This window comes from Pantoea sp. CTOTU46764, from assembly GCF_031974595.1.
Classification (GTDB): domain Bacteria; phylum Pseudomonadota; class Gammaproteobacteria; order Enterobacterales; family Enterobacteriaceae; genus Pantoea; species Pantoea trifolii.
In genome coordinates this window covers 1-15,312 of sequence record NZ_DALYOQ010000093.1, presented here as the reverse complement: position 1 = coordinate 15,312, position 15,312 = coordinate 1, and the positions used below count along the sequence as shown (strand labels likewise).

The window sequence follows — 15,312 nt, the reverse complement described above, 5'->3', positions numbered from 1 at the left end:
TCGCGAGGTGGCGTATACTACGCTACTCTCCTTCGGAGTCAAACACTTTTTTCAGTGTTTTCATCCGGCGGAAGTTCTTGTCGAATCTTCCTCACCAACACCGCATTTCGTAAACCGTTGTGCCGTGTTGATGGATGCGCATTATAGGGAGTTGTTCTCAGCGCGCAACCGCTAAATTCAATAAAAACAACCGTTCGCTGCATTCCACAGCAAAACCCCGCCTTATACGCAGTTACACACAGTGTTATCCACACTCTTCCGCACAAATGAATTTAGGCGAGCATCACGCAAACGTTTTCGCTACAATGCCCGGCGACGTCAAGGATGCCCCTTTTGGGGCGTTACATGAGGCAAGCGTTTCCTTCTATATAGAAGAGAGACACTAAGCTTGATGTAACGCTCTTTTTTACGCGAAACAAAGCCAAGGGATAAAACCACCATGCAACAACGTCGTCCTTTACGCCGCGCTCTACTCAGCGTCTCTGACAAAGCCGGTATCCTCGAATTTGCTCAGGCACTCTCCAGTCGTGGTGTTGAGCTGCTCTCCACAGGCGGTACCGCACGTCTGCTGGCAGATGCGGGCCTGCCCGTCACCGAAGTTTCTGACTACACCGGTTTTCCGGAAATGATGGATGGACGCGTCAAAACGCTGCACCCGAAAGTGCATGGCGGCATTTTGGGTCGTCGTGGTCAGGATGATGCGATCATGGCTGAACACGCCATCAACCCAATCGACATGGTGGTCGTCAACCTGTATCCCTTCGCACAAACCGTTGCCAAACCTGATTGCTCATTAGCTGATGCGGTTGAGAACATCGATATCGGTGGCCCGACCATGGTTCGCTCAGCGGCGAAGAACCATAAAGACGTGGCGATCGTGGTCAAGAGCAGCGATTACGAGGCGATCATTGCTGAGCTGGATGCCAACGAAAATTCGCTCACGCTAGAAACGCGTTTCGATCTGGCCATCAAAGCCTTCGAACACACTGCCGCTTATGACAGCATGATCGCCAACTACTTCGGTAGCCTGGTGCCGGCTTATCACAGCGACAGCAAAGAGCCGGCCGGCCGCTTCCCGCGCACGCTTAACCTCAACTTCATCAAGAAGCAGGATATGCGTTACGGCGAGAACAGCCATCAGGATGCAGCCTTCTATATAGAAGAGAATGTTGCTGAAGCTTCTGTTGCCACCGCGCAGCAGGTTCAGGGCAAAGCGCTCTCTTACAACAACATCGCCGATACCGATGCCGCACTCGAGTGCGTGAAAGAGTTCGGCGAAGCCGCTTGTGTAATCGTCAAACACGCGAACCCATGCGGCGTGGCGGTTGGCGGTTCGATCCTTGACGCTTACGAGCGTGCCTACAAAACTGACCCGACTTCTGCTTTTGGCGGCATCATCGCTTTCAACCGCGAGCTGGATGAAGCCACCGCACAGGCGATCATCAGCCGTCAGTTTGTTGAAGTGATCATCGCGCCATCCGCCAGCGAAGCGGCACTAAAAGTGACCGCCGCAAAGCAGAACGTGCGCGTTCTGGTGTGTGGCCAGTGGCAAGGTCGCGTTGCGGCGCTGGATTTCAAGCGTGTTAACGGCGGCGTGCTGGTTCAGGATCGCGATCTGGGCATGGTCGATGCCAGCCAGCTGCGCGTCGTCAGCAAGCGTCAGCCAACTGAGCAGGAACTGCGTGATGCGTTGTTCTGCTGGAAAGTGGCGAAGTTCGTTAAATCCAATGCCATCGTCTACGCACGTGACAATATGACCATCGGCATTGGCGCCGGCCAGATGAGCCGCGTTTACTCGGCCAAAATTGCCGGCATCAAAGCGGGTGATGAAGGTCTGGAAGTGAAAGGCTCCGCAATGGCGTCTGATGCATTCTTCCCGTTCCGCGACGGTATCGACGCGGCAGCGGCTGTCGGCATCAGCTGCGTGATTCAGCCGGGCGGTTCAATCCGTGATGATGAGGTGATTGCCGCTGCAGATGAGCACGGCATCGCGATGATCTTTACTGACATGCGTCATTTCCGCCATTAATTGTTGGGAGCAGTACAGATGAAAATTTTAGTGATTGGTAATGGCGGACGTGAGCACGCGCTGGCATGGAAAGCGGCACAATCGCCACTGGCCGAAACAGTGTTTGTCGCGCCGGGCAATGCGGGCACCGCGCTTGAGCCGGCTTTGCAAAACGTGGCAATCAGCGCCACCGACGTTGCCGCGCTGCTGGCTTTTGCGCAGCAGGAAAAAATCGATCTGACCATCGTTGGCCCGGAAGCGCCGCTGGTGATGGGTGTGGTTGATGCGTTCCGTGCGGCAGGTCTGAAGATCTTTGGCCCAACGCAAGCCGCCGCCCAGCTGGAAGGTTCAAAGGCGTTCACCAAAGATTTCCTGGCACGTCAGCAGATCCCAACCGCCGAATACCAGAACTTCACCGAAGTGGAGCCTGCGCTGGCCTATCTGCGCGAGAAAGGCGCACCGATCGTCATTAAAGCTGACGGTCTCGCCGCCGGTAAAGGCGTGATCGTGGCGATGGAACTGGCGGAAGCCGAAGCCGCTGTGCAGGATATGCTGGCTGGCAATGCGTTCGGCGATGCCGGTCACCGCATCGTGATTGAAGAGTTCCTTGATGGCGAAGAAGCCAGCTTTATCGTGATGGTCGACGGCAACAATGTGCTGCCGATGGCCACCAGCCAGGATCACAAGCGTGTCGGCGATGGCGATACCGGTCCAAACACCGGCGGCATGGGCGCGTATTCTCCGGCGCCAGTGGTGACCGATGAGATCCACCAGCGCGTAATGGATCAGATCATCTGGCCAACCGTTAACGGTATGAAAGCTGAAGGCAACATCTATACCGGTTTCTTGTATGCCGGTTTGATGATCGATAAAGCCGGTCAACCTAAAGTGATCGAGTTTAACTGCCGCTTCGGCGATCCGGAAACTCAGCCAATCATGCTGCGTCTGCAGTCGGATCTGGTTGAGCTGTGTCTGGCGGCGACCGATGGCAAACTGGATCAGCAAACCTCGCAGTGGGATCCGCGTCCCTCTCTCGGCGTGGTGTTAGCGGCGGGTGGTTATCCGGGCGATTACAACACAGGCGATCAGATTCATGGTCTGCCGCTCGAAGAAGTGCCGGACGGCAAAGTGTTCCACGCTGGTACCACCATGAAAGACGATCTGGTGGTGACTAACGGTGGCCGCGTACTGTGCGTGACCGCGCTGGGCGATGATGTAGCCGCAGCGCAGAAGAACGCTTATGCGCTGGCGCAGCATATTTCGTGGGATGGCAGCTTCTGCCGCCGCGATATCGGTTATCGCGCCATTAACCGCAAATAAGTACGCAAAGGGGCACAGCATGTGCCCCTTCTCTTATCTGCCTGCTAGAAATCACTCTCTTTTGGCTGCCAGCTGCATTCGTCATCCGGCGTAGCACGTAGCAGTTGCACACCTTCCGGCGCTTCCAGCCACGACACCATCAACGGCGCAGACTGGCTCTGCTGCTGGCGACTTAGCGTATACAGCGTGTCGCGATCAAAGGCCGCATTCACCAGCTTGTCATCGCACTCTCGTACCTGATTGCCGCCCAGCCAATGGCCCTGACGCAGCAATACGCGGCCTGCAAGCAACGCATTGCTCTGATCCAGCATGCGCTGCGCATCGAAGCGATACAGCTCAACGCTATCAGCGCTGACTGCTTCACGTCGTCCCGCCAGCTGGCGCTGCATGAAATTGAGATTGCCCTGATGATCGAAGCGTAAGGTGACATCATCCGGCTGTGCAACCGCGACGCGTCGTTCGACGCTAATCAGCTTCTGCTGCTGCCAGTTGTAATCAGTGGTTTCCATCGCATCGCCATTAAAGGGCGTGAAGACCGTTCGCAGATGAACCACTTGATGGTCGCTATTCTTGCGCCAGATGCGCACGGTGCCGCGGTCGGCCAGATAGCCGCTCGCCGTAAAGGCAGGAAGATCATGAGTGGAGCTACAGCCCGTAAGTAGCGCACCGAATAACAGGGCGCACACGCGCTGAGGAATTGAATTCAGCATGGCAGGTCCCGGCAACAAAAAGGGGCGCTAACGCCCCCTCTTTTAAAGCTAAACCGCAATGCGGAAACTTACTTAACAGCGTCTTTCAGAGCTTTGCCTGAAACGAACGCTGGCACGTTAGCCGCTGCAATTTTGATCTCTTTGCCAGTCTGCGGGTTGCGACCGGTACGCTCAGCGCGGTGGTTCACTTTAAAAGTACCAAAACCAACCAGTTGTACAGCATCACCTTCTTTCAGAGACTCAGTGATCGCAGCCAGGGTAGATTCCAGCGCAGTCTTAGCCTGGGTTTTAGACAGGTCAGCTTTCTCTGCGATCACATCAATCAGTTGAGTCTTGTTCATAAGTTATCCTTAAAGTGTATTTATCGCTTGCTAAGCAACGAGTGCGAGGGAAAAGCCCTTCTCAGGCCTTGTTCAGCCGGCACGCACCGATAGCCACAATTTTCAGCCCCCCAAATGTAGACCAGACAGGGGGCCGATGTGAAGCCTCCAGGCGCGGTAATTCGGGCCTGAAGTCACGTTTTCTTGCCTTATTGCTGAAAAAGTATACCGATGTTACTGATTCCCGCTTCGCGCAGGTCTGCACGCAGGCCTTTAATCAATTCGAGGTCGCGCTCTTCGCACTCTGACAGCAGGCGGAAAATCTCCCACTGCAGGTCCCATTCATCGATTACCGCCTGATTTCCACGCAGCTCTTCGTCGGTCATTTCGCGACCGGCCTGCGTCATTTCCAGAATCGCCACGGTGGTGATCGATGTACGGCTGACTTCAATGGCGTGCTCCAGCGTTTCGCCGCTGAGTTGTGCATGCAGCAGTTCACTTAATGCCACGCAGGCATCAATCGCCGGATGCACACCGTAAACCTCAAAATCATCACCATCAGGGATCGCCGCTTCAAATTTCTCCAGCTGACCGTCGAAATTGATTTTGGCATCTTTGACCGTCAGGCTTTCCCAGATTAGATCGAGGATGCGGCGATAGAGTTGCGGATCGGCGAATTCGGTCTGCTGACAGAAAGCCCAATAGTTGGGGAACATACGCTCGCACAGGCAGGCCATGAAAGTCATATGCTGCCAGCTTTCAAGCTTCGCCAGACGCAAATGGACGGGATTCTGTAACATCAAACTTACTCTCAATAGGTTAGCTGGCGGCAGTGTACCGCAAAAGCCGGGCACAAACAGCGTTAAGGCGTATTTTGCCAGCGCAGAAAGGCCGGGCGTCCAGAGGCGACAGCATCCGCCCAACGCGTCGGTTCCGGCAAACGATAGCCTGCGGTACAGGCTTCCACCCAATGCAAGGCGCTATCCATGCTGACCCGATGGCCGGTCGAGATAAACAGCGGATTACAGCGCGCTTTACTGCGCCATACCCAGCCAATCTGCTCACCTTTGTCGAGCAGCGGCTGACGGCTGCCTGGCTCAGCGTCCAGCTCAGCAAAACGCCCGCATAGACGCTTCTTCGCTACGCCAATGGTAGGCACATCCACCAGCGATCCGAAATGCGCCGCCACGCCAAGCCGACGCGGATGGGAAATACCGTGACCATCAACAAACAGCAGATCGGGCATGTGGGAGAGTTGCTGCCAGGCTTCCAGCAGTGCCGGCATTTCGCGGAAGGATAAGAAGCCCGGAATATACGGCATGGTAGTGGCCACGCGTGCAATGCGATGTTCCACCAGCGTTAAGGATGGATACTCGAGGATGACCAGAGCAGCGCGTGTGATCTCACCGCCCTGTTCAAAACCTACGTCGGCGCCACCAATAAAACGCGGCGGCAGCACGTCGAAATCATCCTGCCGCACCACATCAGCAGCGCGTTGCAACTGTTCCTGGCGTAGTGCGGCTAAATCCATCATCAGCCCTGATGATAAGGACGTGACAGACGATGCACCGCTTCTACAAACGCACCGGCATGCTCAGGCGGTACGTCTGGATGGATGCCGTGGCCCAGGTTAAACACGTGGCCTTCGCCCGCGCCAAAACCTTCAAGAATCCCGGCTACTTCCTGCTCGATGCGCGCAGGCGGTGCATACAGCATGGAAGGATCCATGTTGCCCTGCAGCGCCACTTTGTCACCTACGCGACGACGCGCATCGGCGATATCGGTGGTCCAGTCGAGCCCCAGCGCATCACAGCCGGTCGCGGCTATCGCTTCCAGCCATTGGCCGCCACCTTTGGTGAACAGCGTAATAGGTACGCGACGACCTTCGTTCTCGTGCAGCACGCTATCGACGATTTTATGCATGTAATAGAGCGAGAATTCGCGATAGTCGCGTCCGGTCAGCACGCCGCCCCATGTATCGAACACCATGATCGACTGCGCGCCAGCTTTGATCTGCGCATTGAGATAAAGAATCACGCTGTCCGCCAGCTTATCCAGCAATTTGTGCAGGGTTTGCGGCTCGGCGTACATCATCTTTTTGATTTTCGTGAAGGCTTTGCTGCTGCCGCCTTCAACCATGTAGGTCGCCAGCGTCCACGGACTGCCGGAGAAACCGATCAGCGGCACTTCGCCTTTCAGGTTGTGACGAATGGTACGCACCGCGTTCATCACATAACCGAGTTCATGCTCTGGATCCGGCACCGGCAGTTTGTCGACATCCGCACGACAGGTGATCGGGTTGGAGAAACGCGGGCCTTCGCCGGTCTCAAAGTAGAGCCCAAGTCCCATCGCATCCGGAATGGTGAGGATATCGCTGAAGAGGATTGCCGCATCCAGCGCATAGCGACGCAGCGGTTGCAGCGTGACTTCACACGCCAGCTCAGCATTCTTACACAGCGACATAAAATCACCGGCTTCAGCGCGCGTGGCTTTGTACTCCGGCAAATAGCGCCCAGCTTGTCGCATCATCCATACCGGCGTGACATCTACCGGCTGACGTAACAGGGCGCGCAGATAACGATCGTTCTTCAGTTCACTCATAATGGGCTCTCTCATGCTAAGGCCGGCAGTGTAGCATTTTCACGCCGCGCTGGCGCGACACAGGGCAACGGTATCTTCAATCAGGCGACGCGCCACCGTGCCGGGCGGCGGTAACAGCGGCAGATTGTCATAGCGATACCAACCGGCATCCAGCAGCTCTTTGCCGTCGTGTTGCAGATCGCCATATACGCCATCATCAGGGAATGCGGGAACGGCCACGGCTGCGAGGTCACGTAACGCACGTTTTTCACCCGCACGTTACTCTCCTCCATCACTTCCCGCGCTACCGCTTGTTCTAAGGTTTCGCCCACTTCGACGAACCCTGCCAGCACGGTATAGATGTTGTTGCGATGACGCGCATGATTGGCAAGCAGGATCTCATCGCCACGACGGATGGCCACGATGATGCACGGCGCAATTTGCGGGTAATAGCGCTCGCGGCAATGATTGCACAAGCAGGCAAATTCGCGTTTGCTGATGTGCATCTCATGGCCGCAATAGCCGCACCAGCGGTGCGAGCGGTAAAACTCCGCCAGCTGCACACCACGTCCGGCGATTTGGAACAGACCGACATCTTCATCAATCAGTTGGCGCACCGAGCCCATGCTGTCCGGGCGCGATTCGCGTACCAGCCAGACATTCTCGCCCTGCCACTCGCCAATCAACATGCCGTTGCTGCCGTTCAGGCCAAAATCGCTGGCTAAGCCATGCGGCAATTCGCCCTGCGGCAACCAAAGTTTTTGCTCATGGCTGACAACCCACCAACCAGCGTCTAAGCTTGAGATCTCACGTTGCATCTTAATCGTTGTCCTTAGCGTCAAATCGCACGCTGAAATCCTAATATTAAGTGTGTAATTAACAACTATAACCTACCTGGAGCCCCATATGCTTAACCAGTTAGAGAACCTGACAGAGCGTGTCGGTGGCAGAAATGAATTGGTGGATTCATGGCTGCGCGCCCGTCGACAGCTGCTCGTCACTTACTACGAGCTTATTGGCATGAAGCCACAAAAAGATGCGTTAACTGCGCTGGATGAACAGGCGCTGGATGCATTCTGTCACAACCTGGTAGATTACCTGTCTACCGGCCATTTCAGCGTGTATGAACACATCATTAGTGAGATGCAGGGTGATAGCCCATTAATCGTGGCCGCGCAGATTTATCCGGCACTTGAGGCGAATACCGATCGCATCATGCAGCTTTACGACACCCATCTGCAGCAAGCAATTAACGATGATAATTGCGTGGATTTTCAAACCGCGCTCTCCGAAGTCGGTGAAGTGCTGGAATCGCGCTTTACGCTGGAAGATAAGCTGGTGCAGCTCGCCTGGGATCACCAGCTGGCGCGCCCGCCGGTGGCTAATGACAGCGTCATCGCCCGCCCGGCTTAACATCCTGAAGTTGTAAAAAACTTGTTATTCAAGAAAAGCCCTCTTATGCTGAATGGGCTTTTTTATTGCCTCTTCAAAACATGAAGAGGCAAATTTTGCGGTTTAAGCGTAGCGTGTGCAGCCAGTTCACGCTCGGACAGCGCGCAGGGACCGGAGCGTACACGTAGTACGTGACGGCCACGAGCACTGCCCAGGCGTGAAATAGCAAGCAAAGTAGCTTAAACCACAAAACACAACCTTGTCGGAGTGCCCTTCGGGGCTGAGACCGTTAATTCGGGATCCGCGGAACCTGATCAGGTTAGTACCTGCGAAGGGAACAAGAGTAGACATCATCAGCGCGTTGCAAGCTGGCGCCCAGCATCGTCGCTGTTACTCCTTCCGAACTCTGGACAAGCAACTTCCAACCGTTACCGGAAACTTGCTATGTCTGCTAAAACGTCTCGTCGAGAACAACGCGCTCAGGCGCAAGAATTTATCGATTCCCTGCAGGGAACTGCTTTCCCCAACTCCAAACGTATCTGGATCACTGGCAGCCGCGAGGATATTCGCGTGCCAATGCGTGAGATACAGCTCAGCCCGACACATATCGGCGGCAGCAAAGAACATCCGCAATATGAGCCGAATGAAGCGGTGCCGGTATACGACACCGCCGGTGCTTATGGCGATCCTCAAGCCACTATTGATGTGCATCAGGGACTTGCAAGACTACGCGCCAACTGGATCGAAGAACGTGGCGACAGCGAAACTATCCACCAGCTAAGTTCCAGCTACACGCAGCAACGTCTGGCGGATGAAGGTTTGGATCACCTGCGGTTTGAGAATCTGCCACAACCGCGCCGCGCCAAAGCGGGTCGCCGGGTTACCCAGTTGCACTATGCGCGTCAGGGCATCATCACGCCCGAGATGGAGTTTATTGCGCTGCGTGAAAACATGGGCCGCGAGCGTATTCGCGGTGAAGTGCTGCTACAGCAGCATCCGGGCCACAGCTTTGGCGCTAATCTGCCGGAAAATATCACCGCTGAATTTGTCCGCAAGGAAGTCGCCAGCGGCCGCGCCATCATCCCTTCTAACATCAACCATCCCGAATCAGAACCGATGATCATTGGCCGCAACTTCCTGGTGAAGGTAAATGCCAACATTGGTAACTCGGCGGTGAGTTCATCAATTGAAGAAGAAGTGGAGAAGCTGGTATGGTCGACGCGCTGGGGCGCAGACACCGTGATGGATCTCTCAACCGGCCGCTACATTCATGAAACGCGTGAGTGGATTTTGCGCAACAGCCCGGTGCCAATTGGTACAGTGCCGATTTATCAGGCGCTGGAGAAAGTGAACGGTATTGCAGAAGATCTCAACTGGGAGATTTTCCGTGACACGCTGCTGGAGCAGGCGGAACAAGGTGTCGACTACTTCACCATTCACGCTGGCGTACTGCTGCGCTACGTGCCGATGACGGCCAAACGCCTGACCGGCATTGTGTCGCGCGGCGGCTCGATCATGGCGAAATGGTGCCTGTCGCATCACACCGAAAGCTTCCTCTATCTGCACTTCCGCGAGATTTGTGAAATTTGTGCTGCCTACGATGTGGCGCTGTCGCTCGGCGACGGCCTGCGTCCCGGCTCGATTCAGGATGCCAACGATGAGGCACAATTTGCTGAACTGCATACGCTGGGCGAACTGACTAAAATCGCCTGGGAATATGATGTGCAGGTGATGATTGAAGGTCCGGGCCATGTGCCGATGCAGATGATTCGTCGCAATATGACCGAACAGCTTGAGCACTGCCACGAAGCCCCATTTTACACGCTTGGCCCGCTCACCACCGATATCGCGCCCGGCTACGACCATTTCACTTCCGGCATTGGCGCGGCCATGATTGGCTGGTTCGGCTGCGCCATGCTCTGTTACGTGACGCCGAAAGAGCACCTCGGTTTGCCTAATAAAGAGGATGTGAAACAAGGGCTGATCACCTACAAGATCGCCGCGCACGCAGCGGATCTGGCGAAAGGTCATCCGGGCGCGCAGATCCGCGACAATGCGATGTCGAAAGCGCGTTTTGAATTCCGCTGGGAAGATCAGTTCAATCTGGCGCTTGATCCGCACACCGCACGCGCCTATCACGATGAAACCCTGCCGCAGGAATCAGGCAAAGTCGCGCACTTCTGTTCGATGTGCGGCCCAAAATTCTGCTCAATGAAAATTACTCAGGAAGTGCGCGAGTTTGCCGCACGCCAACAGGCTGAAGCTCAGCCGATAGAGATTGGTATGGCGCAAATGTCGGATGCCTTCCGCAATCGTGGCGGCGAGCTTTATCACGCTGCCGATACCCTTAAAGAGGAAAATGTATGACCGACGCCTTTCCTGCCACGGCCCCAAAACTGGGGCTGTATCCGGTTGTTGATAGCGTGGAATGGATCGCGCGCTTGCTGGAAGCCGGTGTGCGCACCATTCAGCTGCGCATCAAAGATTGTGAAGATCATGAGGTGGAAGATGCCGTGCGCGAGGCGATTGCGCTTGGCAAACAGTATCGCGCTCGGCTGTTTATCAATGATTACTGGCGATTAGCCATTAAATATCACGCTTATGGCGTGCACCTTGGCCAGGAAGACCTCGATGTCGCCGATCTGGCGGCCATCCGTGAGGCGGGATTGCGTCTGGGTTTATCGACGCATGACGATGCCGAGCTGGATCGGGCTCTGGCGCTGCGCCCCTCTTATATTGCGCTTGGCCACATCTATCCTACGCAAACCAAAGACATGCCTTCTGCGCCGCAGGGCGTGGTGGAATTGAAACGCCATCTGACGCGTTTACAGGATATGCCAACCGTGGCGATTGGCGGTATTTCACTGGCGCGCGTGCCTGAAGTGCTGGCCACTGGCGTGGGAAGTATTGCGGTGGTGAGCGCGATTACCCATGCCGCAGACTGGCGCGCAGCAACTCAGCAGCTGCTGTCACTGGTGGAAAATGGAATCGAACCTGCAAAAGCAATGTAATGCGTGGTAAGTAAGGATGAAACGCTGGAATCTGCCGCGCAGCAGCGTGATGTGATGGCTAGCGTCCTTTCCTGATAAAGCTAAAGTATGCCTGCCCGCTGTCGCTTGCAGCGGGCCAGGGCTGGTCTTAACCTCTCCCAGCCCTGCCTTTCTTTACATGGTCAGGGAGGAGGTATGCACGGTTTCTACACTGCAAGCCAGCATGGCACGTTCTACCGCTGCACCGAGTTGGGCTATCGCCTGCTCCGTATGCTCATTCATTGGCAAACCATAATTCAGGCGCAAGCAGTTGCGATACTTGCCCGAGGCCGAAAACAGCGAGCCGACCGCAACCTGCATGTTCAGCTCCCGCAGTTCGGTGTTGAGCCTAACTGCGTCAAACGCCTCTGGCAGCTCAATCCACATCAGGAAGCTGCCCTGAGGACGCGACACACAAATCCCGCACGGGAAGTAGTGGCGCACCCAACAGCTGAAAGTTTCGTAGTTGCGTTGATACACCTGACGCATGCGCCGCAAGTGCGGCAGATAATGACCAAGGCGAATAAATTCGGCGACCGCATGCTGCGGCTGTGTGGCCGTCGATCCGGTGCTGATGTATTTCATATGCAGCACGCGATCACGATAGCGCCCCGGCGCCACCCAACCGACCCGCAATCCCGGCGCCAGTGTTTTGGAGAACGAACTGCACAGCAACACGCGGCCATCGTGGTCCAGCGACTTGATGGTAACCGGACGCGGATATTCCCACGCCAGCTCACCATACACATCGTCTTCAATAATCGCGGCATCGAAACGCTGCGCCAGCGTAACCAGCGCACGTTTGCGAGATTCCGGCATGATGAAGCCCAGCGGATTATTGCAGTTGGGCACTACCACCACCGCTTTGATCGGCCACTGCTCGAACGCCAGTTCCAGCGCTTCCAGGCTGATACCGGTGACCGAATCGGTAGGAATCTCAATGGCGCGAATGCCGAAGCCGCGCAGGGTTTGCATGGTGCCGTGGAAAGTCGGCGATTCCACCGCAATGATGTCGCCGGCCTGGCATATTGCACGAATCGAAATCGACAACGCTTCATGGCAGCCGGTGGTAATCACGATATCTTCTGCCGTGAGCTGACAACCGCTGTCAATCGTCAGACGCGCAACCTGTTCGCGCAATGCCGCGACGCCCAACAAACTGTCATAGTTGAGCTGATCAATTTCCTGCCTCTGCGCCATGCGGCTCTGAATTTTCCACAGCGGTTTCAACGTGGGCTGAGTGAGATCGGGAATACCGCTGCCGAGTTGCAATACATCGCTGTTAGTCCTGCTGCTGAGCAGCTCCAGCACAGATTCCCACTGTGTGATTTCCACCGGGCGCTGTGCCGGTCGGGTTATGGCGGGCATCGGCGGCGTCGCTTTGCGCGTTGCAACGAAATACCCGGATCGAGGCTGCGGCACGATCAGCTGTTTCTCTTCCAGCAGATGATATGCCTGCTGAACGGTACTGATACTCACGCCGTGTTCCAGGCTAAGCGTGCGCACCGATGGCAAGCGCTCGCCGCTGCGGTACAGCCCTTGCTCAATTCGATCCGAAAGCAAACATGCCAAATGTTGGTAGCGCGTCATCGTATGCCTCACTCAGCCTTAGATCATAACAAACCAGTACAGATAGCCCTTATTATTACCATTCAGATCCATCACAGCGCAATCTGTATGTTAAAGATAAGTGATTTTTGCGTCTGTATCATAGTACGCAGGAATTGGACAATGCATCTCAGGCAACCTACTGAGGGCAAGGATTATGGAATTCGATCAAAACCGCGCGGCTAAACCTTTTGATGTCACTTTACTGGATATCTTCCGTGGCGCAGTACGTATGGTTAAATACTGGAAAGCACGGCGGGAAACGCATCACATCCTGTCAAAACTGAGTGACAATCAGCTGCGGGATATCGGACTGACACGCGAAGATGTCTGCCGTAAGTTCTGACAAAATCAAGACGAAAAAAAACCCTGCCGAGACAGGGTTTTTTATTGGTCAGCTTTAGCAGACGAATTACTCGTCGTCGCTTCCGCCCAGACCGGCGTTCAGCAATTCAGCCAGGCTAGCAGAGGCTTCATCCGCAGTAACCTGCGGTGCAACCGGTGCTTCGCCCGCAGAGCGGCGACGCATACGATCCTGGTGATAAGCATAACCGGTACCGGCTGGGATCAGACGACCCACGATTACGTTCTCTTTCAGGCCGCGCAGTTCATCGCGCTTACCTGCAACTGCTGCTTCGGTCAGGACACGTGTGGTCTCCTGGAACGATGCTGCAGAGATGAACGATTCGGTTGCCAGTGACGCTTTGGTGATACCCAGCAGATCGCGCATGAATGTTGCGCCGATTTTGCCATTCGCTTCAAGTTCACGGTTAGAGATCTTGATGCGAGAGTATTCAGCCTGCTCACCTTCCAGGAAGTCGGTGCTTCCCACGCTCGAGATGGTTGCTTTACGCAGCATCTGACGAACGATGACTTCAATGTGTTTATCGTTAATCTTAACGCCTTGCAGACGGTAAACTTCCTGCACTTCGTTGGTGATGTAACGGGTAACAGCATGGACGCCACGCAGACGCAGGATGTCGTGCGGAGACTCTGGGCCGTCAGATACGACGTCACCACGTTCTACGCGCTCACCTTCGAATACGTTAAGCTGACGCCATTTTGGAATCATCTCTTCGTACGGATCGCTACCATCAACCGGCGTGATTACCAGACGACGCTTACCTTTGGTCTCTTTACCGAAGGAGATGATACCGCTGATCTCCGCCAGGATTGCTGGTTCTTTCGGACGACGCGCTTCGAACAAGTCAGCAACGCGCGGCAGACCACCGGTAATATCCTTGGTACCGCCAGATTCTTGCGGAACACGCGACAGCGTATCACCGGCACTGATCTTAACGCCATCTTCCAGCTGAACAATCGCTTTGCCCGGCAGGAAGTACTGTGCTGGCATGTCGGTACCTGGAATCAGAACATCATTTCCGTTGGCATCAACAATTTTCAGCGCAGGACGCAGATCTTTACCACCCGCAGTACGTTCTGCAGAATCCAGAACCACCAGCGATGACAGACCGGTTAAATCGTCAGTCTGACGCGTAATGGTCTGACCGTCGATCATGTCAGTGAAGCGAATGAAACCGCCCACTTCGGTGATTACCGGCATGGTATGTGGATCCCAGTTTGCTACGGTCTCGCCCGCTGCAACCTGCTCGCCATCACCTTTAGCCATAACCGCACCGTAAGGCACTTTATAGCTCTCTTTGGTACGACCGAACTCGTCGATCATCTTCAGCTCAACGTTACGTGAAACGATAACCAGTTTTCCTGAGGAGTTGGTTACAGACTTCGCGTTGGTAAGCTTAATAGTACCTTTGTTCTTCACCTGGATGCTGGATTCAGCAGCCGCACGAGATGCCGCACCACCGATGTGGAACGTACGCATCGTCAGCTGAGTACCCGGCTCACCGATGGACTGTGCTGCGATAACACCGATGGCCTCACCTTTGTTGATGATGTGACCACGTGCCAGATCGCGACCGTAGCAGTGTGCGCACACACCGAAGTCGGTTTCACAGCCAACAACCGAGCGCACTTTGATCGCATCGACTGAATTCAGTTCGATCACATCACACCAGTGCTCATCGATCAGGGTGTTACGCGGGATCAGGATGTCTGCAGTGCCCGGCTTCAGAACGTCTTCAGCCGTTACACGACCCAGTACACGCTCACGTAGCGGCTCTTTAACGTCACCACCTTCGATGACCGGAGTCATCATGATGCCTTCGAACGTGCCGCAGTCATCTTCGGTAACAACCAGATCCTGCGCTACGTCTACCAGACGACGCGTCAGATAACCGGAGTTAGCAGTTTTCAGTGCGGTATCCGCAAGGCCTTTACGCGCACCGTGCGTGGAGATGAAGTACTGGAGTACGTTCAGACCTTCA

12 protein-coding genes, 2 pseudogenes and 1 riboswitch are annotated in these 15,312 nt (G+C 55.2%); of the genes and pseudogenes, 6 read left to right on the top strand and 8 right to left on the bottom strand.

Going from position 1 to position 15,312, the window contains the following annotated elements; translation table 11 throughout:
• Nucleotides 1–439 precede the first annotated feature (439 nt).
• Both purH and purD read left to right on the top strand, forming a co-directional pair.
• The gene (gene purH / locus RTM06_RS21250) at nt 440–2,029 is read left to right on the top strand and encodes a bifunctional phosphoribosylaminoimidazolecarboxamide formyltransferase/IMP cyclohydrolase (RefSeq protein ID WP_312184626.1); all 1,590 of its coding nucleotides are present in this window, start codon (nt 440–442) and stop codon (nt 2,027–2,029) included.
• An 18-nt stretch (nt 2,030–2,047) separates the two neighbouring features.
• Nucleotides 2,048–3,328 carry a phosphoribosylamine--glycine ligase gene (gene purD, locus RTM06_RS21245; protein WP_312184625.1) on the top strand — a complete coding sequence of 427 codons (1,281 nt, stop codon included), beginning with the start codon at nt 2,048–2,050 and terminating at the stop codon, nt 3,326–3,328.
• 44 nt (nt 3,329–3,372) lie between these two features.
• Here the strand turns inward: purD and RTM06_RS21240 are convergent, their stop codons facing one another.
• From RTM06_RS21240 to nudC, 6 genes and pseudogenes are all read right to left on the bottom strand, one after another.
• The gene (locus RTM06_RS21240) at nt 3,373–4,038 is read right to left on the bottom strand and encodes a DUF1481 domain-containing protein (RefSeq protein WP_312184624.1); all 666 of its coding nucleotides are present in this window, start codon (nt 4,036–4,038) and stop codon (nt 3,373–3,375) included.
• A 68-nt stretch (nt 4,039–4,106) separates the two neighbouring features.
• Nucleotides 4,107–4,379, bottom strand: coding sequence for a nucleoid-associated protein HU-alpha (gene hupA, locus RTM06_RS21235; protein WP_007886275.1), 273 nt, complete (start codon nt 4,377–4,379; stop codon nt 4,107–4,109).
• A gap of 188 nt (nt 4,380–4,567) precedes the next feature.
• Nucleotides 4,568–5,158: a YjaG family protein gene (locus RTM06_RS21230; protein WP_256698092.1), complete on the bottom strand. Its 591-nt coding sequence runs from the start codon at nt 5,156–5,158 to the stop codon at nt 4,568–4,570.
• A gap of 62 nt (nt 5,159–5,220) precedes the next feature.
• Nucleotides 5,221–5,889, bottom strand: a complete 669-nt coding sequence (gene nfi / locus RTM06_RS21225; RefSeq protein ID WP_008108420.1) for a deoxyribonuclease V — start codon at nt 5,887–5,889, stop codon at nt 5,221–5,223.
• A 2-nt stretch (nt 5,890–5,891) separates the two neighbouring features.
• The gene (gene hemE, locus RTM06_RS21220) at nt 5,892–6,959 is read right to left on the bottom strand and encodes a uroporphyrinogen decarboxylase (RefSeq protein WP_265303464.1); all 1,068 of its coding nucleotides are present in this window, start codon (nt 6,957–6,959) and stop codon (nt 5,892–5,894) included.
• 39 nt (nt 6,960–6,998) lie between these two features.
• Nucleotides 6,999–7,756: pseudogene (nudC, locus tag RTM06_RS21215) on the bottom strand (NAD(+) diphosphatase).
• Nucleotides 7,757–7,844: 88 nt separating this feature from the next.
• Here nudC and RTM06_RS21210 point away from each other — a divergent pair.
• The 3 genes from RTM06_RS21210 (at nt 7,845) to thiE (ending at nt 11,341) form a co-directional block, all read left to right on the top strand.
• A complete protein-coding gene (locus tag RTM06_RS21210; protein WP_008108413.1) occupies nt 7,845–8,351 on the top strand; it encodes an Rsd/AlgQ family anti-sigma factor in 507 nt (168 codons plus the stop codon).
• Between the two features lie 232 nt (nt 8,352–8,583).
• Nucleotides 8,584–8,684, top strand: a riboswitch (TPP riboswitch).
• 90 nt (nt 8,685–8,774) lie between these two features.
• A complete protein-coding gene (thiC, locus tag RTM06_RS21205; protein ID WP_312184622.1) occupies nt 8,775–10,697 on the top strand; it encodes a phosphomethylpyrimidine synthase ThiC in 1,923 nt (640 codons plus the stop codon).
• Nucleotides 10,694–11,341, top strand: a complete 648-nt coding sequence (gene thiE, locus RTM06_RS21200) for a thiamine phosphate synthase (RefSeq protein ID WP_312184621.1) — start codon at nt 10,694–10,696, stop codon at nt 11,339–11,341. The genes thiC and thiE overlap by 4 nt, the downstream gene beginning before the upstream one ends.
• 153 nt (nt 11,342–11,494) lie before the next feature.
• On the opposite strand, the gene RTM06_RS21195 is transcribed toward thiE, so the two are convergent.
• A complete protein-coding gene (locus tag RTM06_RS21195) occupies nt 11,495–12,949 on the bottom strand; it encodes a PLP-dependent aminotransferase family protein (protein ID WP_256698087.1) in 1,455 nt (484 codons plus the stop codon).
• A 175-nt stretch (nt 12,950–13,124) separates the two neighbouring features.
• Between RTM06_RS21195 and RTM06_RS21190 the strand changes: the two genes are divergently transcribed.
• Nucleotides 13,125–13,313 carry a DUF1127 domain-containing protein gene (locus RTM06_RS21190; RefSeq protein WP_312184620.1) on the top strand — a complete coding sequence of 63 codons (189 nt, stop codon included), beginning with the start codon at nt 13,125–13,127 and terminating at the stop codon, nt 13,311–13,313.
• 66 nt (nt 13,314–13,379) lie between these two features.
• Here RTM06_RS21190 and RTM06_RS21185 read toward each other — a convergent pair.
• Nucleotides 13,380–15,312: pseudogene (locus RTM06_RS21185) on the bottom strand (DNA-directed RNA polymerase subunit beta'); the annotation flags it as partial.